The sequence below is a fragment of the Candidatus Frankia nodulisporulans genome, from assembly GCF_902806475.1.
Taxonomy (GTDB): Bacteria; Actinomycetota; Actinomycetes; order Frankiales; family Frankiaceae; genus Frankia; species Frankia umida.
The window spans coordinates 1-15388 of sequence record NZ_CADCWS010000085.1; the positions used below are offsets into that span (position 1 = coordinate 1).

Here is a 15388-nt window from a genome sequence, read left to right on the forward strand (position 1 = left end):
TGCCGTGCCGCAGGAGCTTGCCGGGGGTCTCGTCCGTGCAGACACCGTTGATGAAGGTGGTCTTGCCGTTCACGATGATGCGGTCGTAGCCGACGGCCTTCTGGACGAGGCGCCACTCGTCCGCCGGATAGTCGAACAGCCGCTCCTGGGGGAGGGCGTCGACGGTCTCGGGGTCGTAGACGATGATGTCCGCGGGCCGGCCCTCGCCGATGGAACCCCGGTCGCGCAGCCCGATGGCCATGGCCGGGTAGGCCGACAGGCGCCAGTGCGCCTCCTCGAGAGACATGATCCTGTGTTCGCGGACCCAGTGGCCGATCAGCTCGGTGGCGAAGCGGGCGGTGGTGACGAACTTGGTGTGCGCGCCGCCGTCGCTGATCCCGGGCAGGGCCACCGAGCAGGACGCCACCTCTCTGACCGCCTGGGTGTCCATGTCGATCATCGTGGTGCCGAAGCCGACGTTGAGGTCGCCGGCGACGGCGATGTCGAGCAGGGTGTCGGCCAGGTGTTTGCCCTCGCGGGCCGCGATCTCGCCGATGGTGTAGCCCTCGTACTTCTCCTTGAGCGCCAGGGCGTCCTTCGCGTCGCTGGTGATCCAGTTCACCGTGATCTCGGCGAGCGGATAGCGGGCGGCACCGAAACCGCCCTCCATCTCGTCGATCGCCGCCCGCAGCGCCGGGCGACGCGCGGGGTCGGCGAACTTGGCGATCTTCTCCTCGAGGGTGCCGAGGCCGGCCTCCTTCCAGGCCGGGAAGATGTCTATGAGGTTGTAGTTCTCCAGGACGATCTCGGACTGGAAGCGCACGATCTGCGCCGACGCGAAGACCCGCAGGCCCTCGGATCCGTTCAGCTCCTCCAGCCGGTCGATGGTCTCCAGGTGGGGGAACTGCGACTCGCCGTGCTGGTTGACCGATCCGGTGGGGGCGAGCGCGTTCCAGATGATCGGGCGACCGCTCTCCCGGGCGATCAGCGCCGCCGTCTCGAGCTGGCCGGTGATCTGGGTGGTACCGCGGCCGACCCGGCGCAGCGCACGGGCGAACGCGGTGATCTCCCGCTCGGTCATCAGGTCGGTGACCATCGGCGTGCCGTCATGATCGAGCTGGACGTTGAACAGGTCACCGGAGATCTGCGAGCTCCAGCCGGCGGCGCCGGCCTCCATCCCCTCGATGACGAGCTCGCACATCCGCTCGAGCTCCTCGTCGGACGCCCGGTCCTTCTTGGCCTTGTCGACCCCGACCACGTAGGCGTAAAGGGGGGCCAGCGGCACGAGTGACATGACGTTGACGCCCTTGGGTGTGCGCTCGACGCTGTCGAGGAACTCCGGGTAGGTCTCCCAGTCCCAGGGCATCCCGGCCCGCATCGTCTTGACCGGCACGGCCTCGTTGCGGGACAGGCTCAGCATCGCGCGGTCCTGGTCCTGCGGCCGGCACGGCGCGAAGCCGAACCCGCAGTTGCCGACCAGCACCGTGGTGACGCCGTGCCAGCCCGACATCGTGCACCACGGATCCCAGAAGAGCTGGCTGTCGTAGTGGGTGTGGATGTCGACGAACCCAGGGGCGACGATCTTGCCGGTGGCATCCACCACCTCGTCGCCGTCGGCGGCATCGACCGGGCCGATCTGGACGATCTTACCGTCCCTGATCGCCACGTCGGCCTTGTAGCGAGGCGTCCGGAGCCCGTCGATGACGGTGCCCCCCTTGATCACGATGTCGTATAAAGCCATCGGCTCCGCTTCCTCCCACCGCATGCCCACCAGTGTGACACTTATGTCACACCTAAGTGCCACCATAATTTCTTGCTGGTCGCTTGGCAAGTATGTTTCGCGTGGTCGGGAAAGTACTCTGCTGCCATGAATTCCGCCGCCGCTCCCCGTCGCCGGACCCAGCTCGAACGGCGCGCCGAGTCCGAGGAGGCCCTGCTCGACGCGGCTGCCGACCTGGTGGCCGAACGGGGGGTCGATGGCGCCTCCCTGGCGCGCATCGGGAGCCGCGCCGGAGCAAGCCGGGGCCTGCCGACCCATCACTTCGGCTCCAAGGACGCCCTGGTAGCCCGGCTGGCGCAACGGGCCCAGGACCGCATCGACGAGCAGAACCACGCCAACGCGGCCCGGGACGGGCTTCATGCCGGCAACTCCCGCGGCCTCGACCTGCTGCTTCTGTCGGTCACCACCTACCTGAAGCGGTTCGAGAATCCCGACAGCGATGACCGGGCTCTGATCGTCATGTGGGGAGCCACGTTCCCGGTGGAGGCCTCGGTGGCGGGGATGGTCGACGCCGAACGGCGCAGCCGTGACGGCTGGACCGAACTGATCGAGAGCGGGCAGCGGGACGCCTCGATCCGGACCGACATCGACGCGCGGACCCGTGCCGTACTGCTGCAGGGGCTCATCCGTGGCCTTGCGGCGAACCTGATGGCCGATCCGCACCTGGTCGCGCAGGGTCATGCTCGACGAGCCTGCGCGACCTGGATCGCCTCCGCCCTCGCCGCCCCTGCGGATCGCTGCACGTGTCCGACGGGCGGCGAGGACCGCGGCCGGGCCTTGGCCACCGAAGGCGACCCGGTGTCAGCGCCTGCTCGTCGGCGCGACACCCGAGCCCGGGCCGACCAGGGCTGATCGACCGTGGCTCGCCGCGGAGCCAGCGATCACCGGTCGATGGTGCGGCGGTACTCCTCGACGATGGGAGTGAGCTCGGCGGGCGTGGAACCGTGCATGATCACGCCGTCGCAGCCCAGGTCGAACTGGTGGCGGATGGCGGCGACGCACTGGGCGGGACTGCCGGTCGCGGCGGCGGCGAGCCACTGCGGGGGGATCAGCTCGGCGGCGTGCTCGAGCTGATCGGGGGTGCCGACGATGTCCAGACCGCGGGCCTTGGCGACCGGGTCGGCCAGGAACCGGTCGAGGACGGCCTCGTCCCAGCCGTTGGTCCGCACCAACAGCCGGCCGTAGCCCTGGAGATAGGTACCGAGGCGGCCGACGGACTTCATGATGCGCCGCTGCTCGGGGATGTGATCGCCGATCGTGGCGAAGCACGCCCACACCTTGACCGCGTCGGGGTCGCGTCCGGCCTTCTCCGCGGCCCGCTTGACCGTCTCGACGCAGCGCACCGTCGTCTCGTCGGTGAAGTAGGTGTGCAGCACGACCTGATCGAAACAGCGGCCGGCGAGCTCGAGGGTGTTCTAACCGAACGCGACGATACCCATCGGCAGGTACTCGTCCAGGGTCGGATCAATGCTCAGGACGGGCCAGGAACCGGCCGGCCCGTTGTGGTCGCGCACGGTCTCGCCGCGAAAGAGACGGCGGATGATCCCGACGAAGTCCTCGAGCTCGGCGGTGGTGATACGGGGGATGCCATGGGCGTCCTGGACCTTGGGGATACCCCGGCCGAGACCGAGGACGAAACGTCCGCCGGTGAGGCTCTGCATGGTGCGGGCGAAACCGGCGGTCACCATCGGGTGGCGGGTGTTGTGGTTCGTGGCGCCGGTGGCGATGGTGATCCGTTCGGTGACCGCGCCGGCCGCGCCGGAGAGGGTCACCGCCTCCTTCCTGTTGTAACGCTCGGAGATGAAGGCGACCTCGAGGCCGAGCGCCTCGGCCTCGGCCGCCTCGGTGATGATCTCGCGGGCGGACGCGGGCTGGCCGCCCAGCAGGTAGCACCCAAGGCCGTCCAGCGTCGTCGGCTGGACGGCTGGCGTCTCGCTGGCTGGCGTCTCGCTGGTCGGCGTCTCGTTGGTCATGGGCCTGCCTCTCTGCGTGAACCACGTTTCCGTGTGCTGGACGTCAGAATTTCCCCGCGCCGTCCGTCCAGCAAGGGTTACCGGTCGGACCAGGACCGCCCTCAGCCGCCGCGGGGGGCGTCCAGCAGGCGTTCGAGATCGGGTAGGGAGGGGTGCAGGCGCTCGATGTCCGCCTCGGCGGTGCCGCGGATGACGCGGAACGCCCGGGTCGTGGTCACGGCCATGAACGTCGCCGCGTAGATCTCCCAGTACCGGGTGTCACCGAGGGTGAAGCCGGTGCGCCGCGCCCACCGTCGCCACGTCCGCGCCGCGCTGGGGAGCCCGCTGGGTCGTGCGCCGGCGATCCGGGCGTAGCGGTCATCGAGGTAGAGCTTGTACGCGAGGTCGCCGCGCGGGTTGCCGACGTGGGCGAGTTCCCAGTCGACCAGGGCGACGGGCGTCTCGCCGTCGACGATCAGGTTGGCCAGCCGGGCGTCACCCATACAGGGCCCACGGGTCTCGTCGGCGTCGGCCGGGGCGTTGTCCCGCAGCCATCCCAGGGCGCGTTCCTGCACCTTCGCGACGCCGGGGGACATCGTGTCGTGCAGGCTCGCGGCCCAGAACTCGAGCATCGCGCCGTGGCTCCCACCGCGCGGCGCCGGACCGAACGTGGCGGCGGGCAGGCGGTGCAGATCGGCGAGGATGTCGACGAAGGCGTTCCAGACGGTCGCCCGCAGTTGGGGGGTCGCCTGGGCGAACCAGCCACGCTGGGCGTAGCCGGTCGAGGGCTCGTCGGGCAGACCGGTGCCGCGGACGAGCTCCATCGCGAACCACGGGTCGCCGATCACGGTGCCGGTGGGGTCCGCGGCCAGCAGTCGGGGCACGGGCACCGTCCTGGCGGCCAGGCCCGCCAGGACGCGGGTCTCGATCTCGGGCGCGGCCTGGAACACGATGCTCGGCGTCGCCTGAACCTTGATGACCAGATCGGCGGGTCGAGCGTCCAGCAGCCAGGTCGTGTTCGCGTGGCCGGTGCCCGCCCGCCGCCAGCGCAGTATCTGGTGATCGATGCCGGTGAGCTGGCATAACCGCGTCTGGAGGGCGTCGACATCGAAGGTCGGGAGAGGGTCGCGTGGCCTGGTCATGGCCGTATCCTCACCATCTTCGCCGCGGTCGACCATCGATCCGGACGCCGGCCACCGGATCGGAGCGAACCGCCTTTTCCGGGGCGCCCGCGTCGGTGGCGGCGTACGCTGCGCTGCGCCGCGGGTGCCGATCGGACGGCGCCGCCGTCATGCGTCGTCGTGGGGCATCCCGTCCCGCGGGGCCGCCGGGTCCTGTCGTCAGGAGGCTGTCATGCGCGCCGCTCGTCTGCACGGTGCTCGGGACATCCGGCTCGAGGAGGTGCCCGAGCCGTCCCTGCTGCCTGACGGCCTGCTGCTGCGGCCGCGTTTCACCGGACTGTGCGGCTCCGACCTGCATGTCTGGCACGCCGGTCCGTTCGGTGACCTTGGCCCGATGATCCTCGGCCACGAGTTCTCCGCCGAGGTCGTGGCGGTCGGCGACCAGGTGACCGACGACCGACTGCGGCCCGGCACCCTGGTCGCGGTCGAGCCGATGTGGACCTGCGGGCAGTGCGCGCCCTGCCGGCGCGGCGCCTACAACCTGTGTCGCACCATCGTCTGGCACGGCCTCTCGGAGCACGACGGCGGCCTCGGTGAACTGACCGTGGTCCGCGCCGACATGGCCCATCCGCTGCCGGACGGCGTCGATGCGCTGGCCGGCGCGCTGGTCGAGCCGCTCGCCGTCGCCCACCACGCGGTCGGCCGCGGCGGCCGCGGCGGCCTCGGCGCCGGCGGGACCGCGGCCGTGCTCGGCGCCGGTCCGATCGGGATCGCGGTGGCCCTCAACCTCGTCGCCCGCGGCGTCGCCCTGATCGTCGTCTCCGAACCCTCCCTCGTCCGCCGGACCGCCCTGACCACCGCTCTCGCCGCCGTCGGCGTACACGAACCAGACGCAGCCCTCGCCCCCGCCGCCGCTCCTGGGACCGGCACCGCCCCTGGGACCGCCGCTGCGCTCGGGACCGGTGCTGGCGCGAGGACGACGTTGCGGGTGGTCGATCCGGCGGCGGAGGATCTGCCGTCCGTCGTCGCTGGGCTGACCGAGGGCGACGGGGTGGAGATCGTCTTCGACGCCGCCGGTGTGGAGCCGGCTTTCCAGTCTGGGCTGCGCATCGTCCGCCCAGGTGGACGGGTCGTGACCGTCGCCGTCTACGCCCGTCCGGTCGCCTTCAGGCCGCTCGACGTGTTCTTCGGTGAGATCGACCTCGTCGCCTCCTGCGCCTACCAGGACGATTTTCCCAGCGTGATCGACCTGCTGCGCGCCGGTGCCTTCCCGACCGACGGCTGGGTCCACCCGGTCACCTTCGACACCGTCAGCGCCGCCTTCGAAACCCTCGATCAGGCCCAGGCCGTCAAACTCCTGGTCGACCTGACCGCGCCAACGCCTGGGGGATGTGCGCCCAGGCGTTGGGGGTCAGGGGCGCGGGGACAGCAGTTCGGCCAGGTGGAGAGCGGGGCGGTCGCGCAGGTCGGCGATCTGGGTGCGACACGAGAAGCCGTCGGCGAGGACGACGGCGTCGGGGGCGGCGTCCAGCGCCGGGAGCAGGTTCTGGCCGGCGACGGCGACCGAGACCTCGTAGTGGCCGATCTCGACGCCGAAGTTGCCGGCGAGACCGCAGCAGCCGGCGAGGGTGGTGACGGTGGCGCCGGTGCGGGTGAGCAGCGCCCTGTCCGCCGCCCAGCCGAGGACCGCGTGGTGGTGGCAGTGCGGTTGGGCCACGATGGTGGTGCCGGTCAGGTCGGGTGGGCTCCAGTCCGCGGTGGCGGTCAGCAGTTCGGCGAGGGTGCGGGTGGCGGCCGCGACCAGACGGGCGTCCTCGGCCTGGGGGGTGCCCTCGAGCAGCTCGACGGCGTCGGCGCGCAGCACCGCGGTGCAGGACGGCTCGATGCCGACGATCTGGACGCCGTCGCGCACCGCCGCCGCGAGTTCGGCCACGGTGCGGCCCAGGATGCGGCGGGCCGCGTCCAACTGGCCGGTGGTGATCCAGGTCAGCCCGCAGCAGGTGCCGGACGAGGGTAGCCGGGGCTCGTAGCCGGCCGCGCGCAGCACGCGCACGGTCGCGGCGGCGGCGTCCGGTGAGAAGGACTCGGAGAAGGAGTCCACGAACAGCAGCACCGGCGTCGCCACGGAAACCGGTGCCGTGTCGCGAACCGGTGTCGTGTCGCGAGTCGGTGCGGTGTTGGCGGTGGGCTGGTCGGCCCACCAGCGGCGGAAGGGGACGGGGGCGAAGGGGGGGACGCTGCGGCGGCGGTCGACGCCGGCCAGGGTGAGGCCGGCCTTGCCGAGAACGGGGGTCCGCGCCGCCAGGTTCGCCAGCCGCGGTGCTCGTCCGGCCAGGCGGGCCCACCGGGGCAGCCAGCCCAGGCTGTAGTGGGAGCGTGGCCGTGGCCGGCGCCGGTACCGCTGGTGCAGGGCCTCGGACTTGTAGGTGGCCATGTCGACGCCGGTCGGGCAGTCGACGGCGCAGCCCTTGCAGGACAGGCACAGGTCCAGCACGTCGAGGACGGCGGGCGCCCGCCAGTCCAGGTCGCCGCGCACGACGTCCTGCAGGACCCGGGCCCGGCCGCGGGTGGAGTCCTTCTCCTCCCGGGTGGCCAGGTAGGACGGGCACATCACGCCGCCGGCCGCGCTGTTGTCGGCCCGGCAGCGGCCCACGCCGGTGCAGCGGTGCAGGGCCTGGGCGAGATCGCCGTCGTCGTGCGGGTAGGCGAAGGCGAGGTCCTTGCGGTAGGTGACCCCGCTCATCCGCACGGCCGCGTCGAAGGGATCGGGGTTGACGAGCACCCCGGGGTTGAGCCGGTTGTCGGGGTCGAAGGCGTGCTTGACCTCGCCGAACAGGGCGATGGCATCGGCGGAGTACATCTGGGCGAGCAGTTCGCCGCGGGCCCGGCCGTCGCCGTGTTCCCCGGAGATCGAACCGCCGAACTCCGCCACCAGGGCGGCGGCCGCGGTCAGGAACGTGCGCAGCACCGTCAGCCCGTCCGGACGGGCCAGGGGGAAGTCGAGCCGGACGTGCATGCAGCCGTCACCGAAATGGCCGTAGGGCGCCGATGTCATACCGTGGTCGGCGACCAGTTCGTCGAAGCGGGCGAGGTAGTCGCCGAGTCGGTCCGGCGGGACCGCGGCATCCTCGAGCCCGGGCCAGGCCGGTTGGCCCGAAGGCGCACGTCCGGCGAGGCCCGCGCCGTCCTCGCGGATGCGCCACAGCCGGGCCTGCTCCGCCGGGTCGGTGACGATCCGGGTCTCGGTGCCCAGGTCGGCCGCGGCCAGTGTGGACGCCCGGTCCAGCACGTCGGTGCGGTCGTCGCCGGCGATCTCCACGAACAGCCAGGCGCCGCCGCGGGGCAGCGGCGGAACCGCGGTGTCGCCGCGCCGCGCACGCAGGACGTCCACCAGCCGCTGGTCCATGCCCTCGCAGGCGGTCGGGCCGAACGTCACCACCGTCGGCACCGCGTGCCCGGCCGCGACGATGTCGGTGAAGCCCAGGGCGACCAGAACCCGATGGTCAGGGTCCTTCACCAACCGGACGGTGGCCTGGGTGAGGATGCCGAGGGTGCCTTCGGAGCCGATCAGCGCCTGCCCCAGGTCGAACCGTTCGGGCAGCAGATGCTGGACGGCATAGCCGGACAGCTGGCGGCCGAAGGTGTCGAACTCGGTGCGCGCCGGGCCGAGATGCCGCCCGGCGGCGGCCCGTAGCGCGTCCAGCAGTGGCTGTGGCCCGTCGACGAGGGGCACGCCGGCGCTGTCGTAGTCGGTGCGCAGCGTCTCGCCCGAGGCCAGCAGGTAGCTCATCGCGACCACGTTGTCGCTGGTGCGGCCGTAGCCCAGCGCCCGGCTGCCGCAGGCGTTGTTGCCGATCATCCCGCCGATGGTGCACCGTGAGTGACTGGACGGGTCGGGGCCGAACCGCAGCCCGCGGGGCAGCACCGCCTTCTGCAGGTCCGCGTGCACGAGCCCGGGCTGGACCACCGCGGTGCGCGCGTCGACGTCCACCTCGAGGACCTGGTTCAGATGCCGGCTGAAGTCCAGCACCATTCCCGGTCCGATCGCGTTGCCCGCGATGGACGTGCCACCGCCGCGTGCGGTGAAGGCGACGCCGTGCGCCCGGGCGACCTCGAGTGCCCCCGCCACCTCGTCGACGTGGCGGGGTCGCACCACGGCCCGCGGCGGGACGCGGTACAGCGAGGCGTCGGTGGCGTACATCGCCAGTGTCGCGCGATCGTCGCGAACCTCCAGGCCCGCGGCCCGCAGCACCCGGCCAAGATCAGGAACTTCGACGGTCACGGTTCCGATCAGCCCAGGGAACGGACGCGGATGGTCTCGGGCATCGCGGCCAGCGAGTCGATCAGCGCCGACGGGTAGTCGACGGCGATGTCGGTCAGGGCGTAGCCGTACTCGCCGCGGGTGTCGAGCAGCTGGCCCTCGATGTTGACCGTGTGCTCGGCCAGCAGGCTGTTGATCTTCGCGAGCACGCCGGGGACGTTGCGATGCAGGTGGACGATCCGCCGCCCGCCGTGGCGCGGCGGCAGGGACAGGTGCGGCAGGTTGACGCTCATCGTCGTGTTGCCCTCGCGGGCGTAGTCACGCAGCTTGCTCGCGACGTAGTGGCCGATGTCCTGTTGGGCTTCCTCGGTCGACCCGCCGATGTGCGGGGTGAGGATGACGTTGGGCAACCCGCGCAGTTCGGAGACGAACTCGTCGCCCCGCCCCGCCGGCTCCTGCGGGAAGACGTCGACCGCCGCGCCGGCCAGATGGCCGGACTCGATGTGCGTGCGCAGCGCGCGATGGTCCACCACGAAGCCGCGGGAGAGATTGAGGAACAGGCTGCCCTGGCGCATCAGGGCGAACTGCTCGTCGCCGAACATGCCGAGGTTGCCCTGGCGGCCGTCGACGTGCAGGGTGACGACGTCCGCCGTGGCGAGCAGTTCGGGCAGGGTCGGGCAGCGCCGTGCGTTGCCCAGCGCCAGCTTGTCGGCGGTGTCGTAGAAGTAGACGGTCATCCCGAGGGCCTCGGCGAGCACGGACAGCTGCGCGCCGATGTTGCCGTAGCCGACGATCCCGAGGCTGCGGCCGCGGACCTCGTGGGCCGCCTCGGCCGACTTGTCCCACAGGCCGGCGTGCATACCGGTGTTCTTCTCGGTCAGGCGCCGGGTCATCGCGATGATCTCGGCGACTGCGAGCTCGACGACGCTGCGGGTGTTGGAGAACGGCGCGTTGAACACCGCGATACCGCGATCACCGGCGGCGGCCAGGTCGACCTGGTTCGTGCCGATGCAGAACGCACCGACGGCCAGCAGGTCGTGCGCCTCCTCGAAGACCGTCTCGGTGACCTCGGTCTTCGACCGGATACCCAGCAACTGGACGTCGGCCAGCGCCTCGATCAGCGCCTGCTCACCCAGCGCCCGGTCAAGGGTCTCAACCGTCGCCCCCGCGGAGCGCAGGATCGCCGCGGCATCGGGATGAACACTCTCAAGCAGCAATGCACGCACAGCGGACGCCCTCAATGGCTGGCAACAGTACGCCCGTAGTCTACGGAACCCTCGACAGTCCGCCCGGGCCAGACCCAGGTAGATGTGGAACCGGTGGGCGCGGCCCGACGTCCTCCTCCTCGGGTGGGAGCCCCGGGGAGGAGGACGGACTCATCTGCGGACCGGGGGGCACTCGGGTCCCGGCGCCCCTCGTCACCAGCCCAGGGGCTCGCTGGCGAAGCCGCTGGTGGGGGTGACGCCGCTGCGCGCCGCGGGGAGCTGCCGCCAGGGGAGCAGCGGCAGGTTCACCACCGAACGGCCGGTGCTGTTGAGCACGATCTGGTAGGTACCGCCGGCCAGACCGGCCTGCTGGGCCGCGGTGTAGGCACACGGCTGCGGCATGCCGAGGAACCCCCCGCAGTCGTTCTTGCTGGCCTGGGTGCTGACGACCAGACGCAGCGAGTGCAGTGGCGACACGCTCCAGACCGTCGGGTTGATCCTGATGTCGTAGCGGTTGGTCTTTCCCGGCTCGATCTTCGTGTCGGTCGTGTACGGATGGGTGGGCAGGATCAGCTGCCCGTTCTTGTCCTTCCACGACGCGTTCTCATCGAGCGTGCTCAGGCTGCCGATGAGCGATCCCGACGCGATCGTGGTGACACCGCCGAGCGGCGAGACGTCCTGCAACGTCGCGATCAGGTTGATGTCGCTGGTGCTCGACGACGCGTAGATGCTCGCGGCAACGGGTCCCGCCAGCGTCTGACCGAACGCGAACGGGGACGTGGTGTAGGTCAGCGTGCTGCCGGCCTGGTCGGGGGCGGACCATTTCACCGTGTCCGCGCCGGTCGCACCGGGCCCTTTCGGGGTGAGCCCGGAGTTCGCGTTCAGGTAGTACGGCGTGTACTTGCCCACCGCCGGGAAGCTGGCCGCGTTGATCCACCGGTTGCTGCCCTGCTCGTAGAGGTGCGCCGGCGTCTTCGTGGCATCGATGCCGGTCTTCTGGCCCTTCAGCCAGGTGTCGTACCACTCCAGCTCGATGCTCTTGTCGAGTCCGCTGCCGTGGCCTCCGTTGCCGATCACGATCTGATAGCGGCCCGTGGTCGACTGGCCCGGCAGCAGCGGCCCGCCCGCGGGCCGGCCGTTCGCGGCGTTCTGCAGCGCGGTCCAGAACTGCAGGGCACCGGGGTTCTCCGTGGCCTGCCAGCCGCTCCACAACAACGCCGGGATGCCGTTCCCCACGATCCGCGCGGCCATCGCGGCGTCGGTCGTGCGTTCCTGCCAGAAGGTGCCGTTGTAGGCCCGTGGACCGCTGGCATTGATCTCGGCGACCGTCTGCTGACCATAGGCGAGATTCTCCGCGCGGTGCCGGTCACCGCTCAGTCCGAGGTCCTGGCCGAACAGCGGGACCGTCGCGGAGGGGACGCCTCCGGAGAAGTAGATGTCGTAGCTGTTCGACGCACAGGCCGGGATGATCGCCTTGACCGGTGAATGCGGGCCCACGGCGGCGGCGGTGAACAGCTGGTTGATGCCGAGCTGGGAACAGCCGTACAGTCCGATGGTGCCGTTCGACCCGTCCAGGTGATGCGCCGCCCAGTCCACGACCTCGACGCCGTCCTTGGCGATCCGGGGTCCGAACAGCGGGTTCACCAGCGGTCCGTTGTCCGGTGCCTGCGAGTCGAGTGTGCCACGGACGTCCACCGACACGAAGATGTAACCCCGGTTCACGAAGAACGAATCCGGGGCGCCGCCGAACGAGTACGGGTTCTGCTGGATGATGACCGGGAACGTGCCAGGAGCGCGCTTTCCGGTCTCCGGGTCCGCCGGGTAGCCGATGTCGGCCGGGAGAATGACCCCGTCGTCCATCTTCACCGGCACCCGCTTGACGATGGTCGTGCCGTAGGTCTGCGGGCCGGGCTGCCAGGTTCCACCGGGCCAGGTGGTGGCCGCCTGGGCCGGAGCAGTCAGGCCGACGACGGCGATGACGGAGGCGACCAGCATCGTGACGGCTGCCGCGGTGGTGGCGCGCAGACCACGGGAACTGTCGTGCCCGACCCGCGATGCGTGCCTGCCTCCGGCGGGTAAGACGGTGTCGGGATGTGTCCCACTTGCTTTCCGGCGATGCATTCTTTCTCCTGACCTTGTGCCAAGGTGGCGAATCGGCCGGACCACCTCGCGGAATCGGCGAGGACGTCAGGGAACGGCCGGACCATCCGGGGACATCCGCGGGCCGGCGGACATACGCGCCGTGACCCTTCCGACCCGCGGGAACGGAAATACCGTGGCCGGCGGGACAGTTCTGAGGGCGCATACCTTAATGACTTCTTAACGGTGGGGGGAAACGTAGCGGGGCCGGCCTCGGCCTGTCAACCGGCGTGTGCTGACGGTCCTCTTGTCGGCGTCCGGCCGGCCGCGTCGAACGGGCCGGAGGACACCCGGATCTCTCATTTTTCCTGGTAGTCGTGGGTCTTCGGGTGGCGTCGACGGTGCGTTTCGCTCGCTCTCGGACCGGTGCGCGGCACCCTCGACCTGTGCCCGAAGGTGCCTTGGTGTCAGGCCGGTGATCGAGCTGCCGTGGTGTTCTCGCCAGAACCGTCGCAGCCTACTGATCGACCACCTTCGGTGGTGCCGGTATCAGCGGAGAGGCTCGCCACTCGGGCCGGTCGAGGCACGTTCTCGCCGGGGTTCGGTGCGTGTTCCGGGCTAACATCGGTCGATAGGTGACCTGCCGGATGGCGGCGGCCGGGCTGGCCAGAGGACATATCCGCGTCCTGCGCGGCGGCGTCACCACCGATGCGCAGGCTGGTTTCGCGAGCTTTCTACCCGCCCGTCCGTTCGGCGGAGTGGGTGGACGCGGCGTGACCGAAGGGAATGCATGTGAGCGGCGAGGGATCCTGGCTTGTCTGCAAGGTCGGCTGCATCGAGTGCGGCGTGATAGAGGACCCCGCGCTCGCCATCATCGGAATATTTGCGGATGAGCAGCAGGCGATGGAAACAGCGCGTGACGAGGCGCGGACGATCGCACGGCGGTGGGGGATGACCAATCCCGAGAAGCCTTACGCGGTGCGGGCGAACCAGCTGCCGGGTTCGCGGCTGGGTGCCGGCTGGATGTGGACCCCCGCGGACCACGAGCAGGTCTTCGCGGTGCGCATTCCAGCCTGACCGGGCGACCGTCGCGTCCCGCTGCTGCGGCGGGAGGCGGTCGGTCTTGTTGATCAGAACGAGGGACGCGGACGCGAACCGGGCCGGCGCCAGGCCACCCCGGTCGACGGTGTCGCAGTAGCCGGCGGCATCCACGACGTCGACGCGCTGCGCGCGCCTGGTTCGGTGAGGTCGGCGGCAAGCACGTCCTCCAGGGAAGCGAAGGTCCCTTCCAGCGCTGAGGTGCTCTGCGCCTCGGCGCGCAACGTGGGCTGGCGAAGCAGCGTCGGATCGGGAAGCTGGCGACCGGCCTGGCCCAGCCGGCCCAGCTCGGTTCCCGCCGCGGCGACAGCGCGCCAGGTCGTCCCGGCCAGGTTCGGCTCCTCCTCGCCCAGCGGATGCGGCTGGAAGGCGATGTGTTCGTACTCCCCGGTGCGTGCGCCGGTGCCGGCGATCCTCACCAGGGAGCCGGTGGGGCTTCCCTGGGTGTGTTGGGCTGGATGTCGGGATGATCTGAGGTGTCGTCCCGGGGTCGGAGGCCGTCGCGAGCAGGGGGGTGTTCGCGTCCTGCCAGAATGGGCGGCCTGTCCGTATGGGGGATGTGGATGCCGACGCCTCCCACCGAACGCGGGCGACATGGCGCGAGGCCGCGGAGCGCGACCTGCCGGGCATCGGCGCACTGGTTCGAGGTGCCGCGGGGCGGTTCGATCCACCGGGGTGGTTGGCCGCGTTCCTGGACGCGCTGCGGTGGTCGGCGGTGACGTCCGCGGATGTCCGCAGGTTGCAGGCGCCGCTTCGCTCGGGGGTCGCGGTCGAGGACTACCAGCTCGAGCCGGTGGCCCGGGCGATCGCGGCGCCGCGGGTGAACCCGCTGCTCGCCGATGACGTGGGTCTGGGCAAGACGATCGAGGCAGGGCTGGTCGCCGAGGAACTGCTGCTGCGTCACCGGGCCCGGCGGATCATGATTGTCTGCCCGGCGGGGCTGACGACGAAGTGGCGTGACGAGATGGGCGAGAAGTTCGGCCGCGAGTTCACCATCATCGACAAGGACGGTGCGGTCGCGGCGACCGTGAGCGTGGTCGCGCCGCAGGCGGTGTCGTCGTCCTTCGGCGGGTTCACCAAGCCGACCAGCGGGCCGGCGTTCGCGACCTTCCTGGTGTCGTTCACCGCGCAGAAGCAGGTTTCACCGTCAACCGCTGTTTGCACTTTATGTGGCTAGTGCGCTACACATCGCGCATATTGTGGCGATCCTGGTGCGGTGGGTGCCGATGCCGCGTGACCGCCTGACGTCAGGCGCCGATGTCTCCGGGCGCTCATCGGACGGCCCGTCCGACCTACCCGAGCAGATCACCGGAGCCGAGGCGAAGGCACAACTCCTGGACCGGGCAGTGGCCCGCGCGGCAGGCAATGCCGACCCCGAGAAAACGTCCGGCTCGGACCGCTCCGCGGATTCCGACCGTCCCGGCGCGTCCGTGCCCAAGCCCGACCAGTCGGGAGTCTCCACCGACCGCCTCGGCACTCCCACCGCCCGCGCCGGCTCTCCCGCGGACCACACCGGCGCGGTTCTTCGCGGCCCGGAGGCAAAGGCGCAGGCGCTGGACCGGCTGGTACTCGGCCCCCGCACCGCCGAGCCCACCCCACGCACCGCGAATCCCGTTCCCCGCGAGGCCAAAACGGTCTCCGCCGATGACCTTCGCCGCCTTGCACCTAGCCCTGCGCGGGAGGTCTCCTCCGCCGAGCGAAGTGCGTCCCTGCTCGACCAGGCCGTCGCCCGCCTCCGCCAGGCCGATCAGCATTCGTCCGCGGCGCCCGGACCAGCACCGCAGGAGCGCTCGTCCATCCCTGCTGCGGACAGCCGTCTCGACCGCCAGCCCCCCACCGGTGGAGACCGCCCGACACCCACCGACCAGCGGCCTGAGATCTCGGAGAAGGCTTTCAATCATCTCCTCAACGGA

At 70.8% G+C, this 15388-nt stretch carries 9 protein-coding genes and 3 pseudogenes; 5 read left to right on the forward strand and 7 right to left on the reverse strand.

All coding sequences use genetic code 11. From position 1 onward, the window contains the following. Window positions 1-1720 (reverse strand): N-acyl-D-amino-acid deacylase family protein (locus G6R24_RS10245; protein ID WP_163549032.1); only part of this gene is annotated, 1720 nt, incomplete at its 3' end. 126 nt (window positions 1721-1846) lie between these two features. On the opposite strand from G6R24_RS10245, the gene G6R24_RS10250 reads away from it, so the two are divergent. Further along, window positions 1847-2611, forward strand: a complete 765-nt coding sequence (locus G6R24_RS10250) for a TetR/AcrR family transcriptional regulator (RefSeq protein WP_163549033.1) — start codon at window positions 1847-1849, stop codon at window positions 2609-2611. A 29-nt stretch (window positions 2612-2640) separates the two neighbouring features. Here the strand turns inward: G6R24_RS10250 and G6R24_RS10255 are convergent. Next, window positions 2641-3732: pseudogene (locus G6R24_RS10255) on the reverse strand (TIGR03857 family LLM class F420-dependent oxidoreductase). A 101-nt stretch (window positions 3733-3833) separates the two neighbouring features. Beyond that, window positions 3834-4853, reverse strand: coding sequence for a phosphotransferase family protein (locus G6R24_RS10260; protein WP_163549034.1), 1020 nt, complete (start codon window positions 4851-4853; stop codon window positions 3834-3836). 211 nt (window positions 4854-5064) lie between these two features. On the opposite strand from G6R24_RS10260, the pseudogene G6R24_RS24060 reads away from it, so the two are divergent. Then, a pseudogene (locus tag G6R24_RS24060) lies at window positions 5065-6027 on the forward strand (alcohol dehydrogenase catalytic domain-containing protein); the annotation flags it as partial. Window positions 6028-6243: 216 nt separating this feature from the next. On the opposite strand, the gene G6R24_RS22235 reads toward G6R24_RS24060, so the two are convergent. From G6R24_RS22235 to G6R24_RS10280, 3 genes are all read right to left on the reverse strand, one after another. After that, complete coding sequence (locus G6R24_RS22235) at window positions 6244-9114, reverse strand: FAD-binding and (Fe-S)-binding domain-containing protein (RefSeq protein ID WP_163549036.1); 2871 nt, start codon at window positions 9112-9114, stop codon at window positions 6244-6246. A gap of 8 nt (window positions 9115-9122) precedes the next feature. After that, a complete protein-coding gene (gene serA, locus G6R24_RS10275; protein WP_163549037.1) occupies window positions 9123-10319 on the reverse strand; it encodes a phosphoglycerate dehydrogenase in 1197 nt (398 codons plus the stop codon). 192 nt (window positions 10320-10511) lie between these two features. Continuing rightward, on the reverse strand, window positions 10512-12293 hold the full coding sequence (locus G6R24_RS10280; RefSeq protein ID WP_163549038.1) for a CocE/NonD family hydrolase: 1782 nt from the start codon (window positions 12291-12293) through the stop codon (window positions 10512-10514). Between the two features lie 870 nt (window positions 12294-13163). On the opposite strand from G6R24_RS10280, the gene G6R24_RS10285 reads away from it, so the two are divergent. Beyond that, window positions 13164-13454: a hypothetical protein gene (locus G6R24_RS10285; protein ID WP_225438357.1), complete on the forward strand. Its 291-nt coding sequence runs from the start codon at window positions 13164-13166 to the stop codon at window positions 13452-13454. Window positions 13455-13507: 53 nt separating this feature from the next. On the opposite strand, the gene G6R24_RS24065 is transcribed toward G6R24_RS10285, so the two are convergent. Beyond that, window positions 13508-13894, reverse strand: a complete 387-nt coding sequence (locus tag G6R24_RS24065) for a Fic/DOC family N-terminal domain-containing protein (RefSeq protein ID WP_391530177.1) — start codon at window positions 13892-13894, stop codon at window positions 13508-13510. Between the two features lie 131 nt (window positions 13895-14025). On the opposite strand from G6R24_RS24065, the gene G6R24_RS24485 reads away from it, so the two are divergent. Together G6R24_RS24485 and G6R24_RS10300 are read left to right on the forward strand one after the other, a co-directional pair. Further along, window positions 14026-14652, forward strand: a complete 627-nt coding sequence (locus tag G6R24_RS24485; RefSeq protein WP_225438358.1) for an SNF2-related protein — start codon at window positions 14026-14028, stop codon at window positions 14650-14652. Between the two features lie 49 nt (window positions 14653-14701). Further along, a pseudogene (locus G6R24_RS10300) lies at window positions 14702-15388 on the forward strand (hypothetical protein); the annotation flags it as partial.

Coding starts and splice junctions, on each gene's coding strand:
- G6R24_RS10250 (WP_163549033.1), top strand. CDS start 1,847: ATGAATTCCGCCGCCGCTCCCCGTCGCCGGACCCAGCTCGAACGGCGC.
- G6R24_RS10260 (WP_163549034.1), bottom strand. CDS start 4,853: ATGACCAGGCCACGCGACCCTCTCCCGACCTTCGATGTCGACGCCCTC.
- G6R24_RS10280 (WP_163549038.1), bottom strand. CDS start 12,293: ATGCTGGTCGCCTCCGTCATCGCCGTCGTCGGCCTGACTGCTCCGGCC.
- G6R24_RS10285 (WP_225438357.1), top strand. CDS start 13,164: ATGCATGTGAGCGGCGAGGGATCCTGGCTTGTCTGCAAGGTCGGCTGC.
- G6R24_RS24485 (WP_225438358.1), top strand. CDS start 14,026: ATGGGGGATGTGGATGCCGACGCCTCCCACCGAACGCGGGCGACATGG.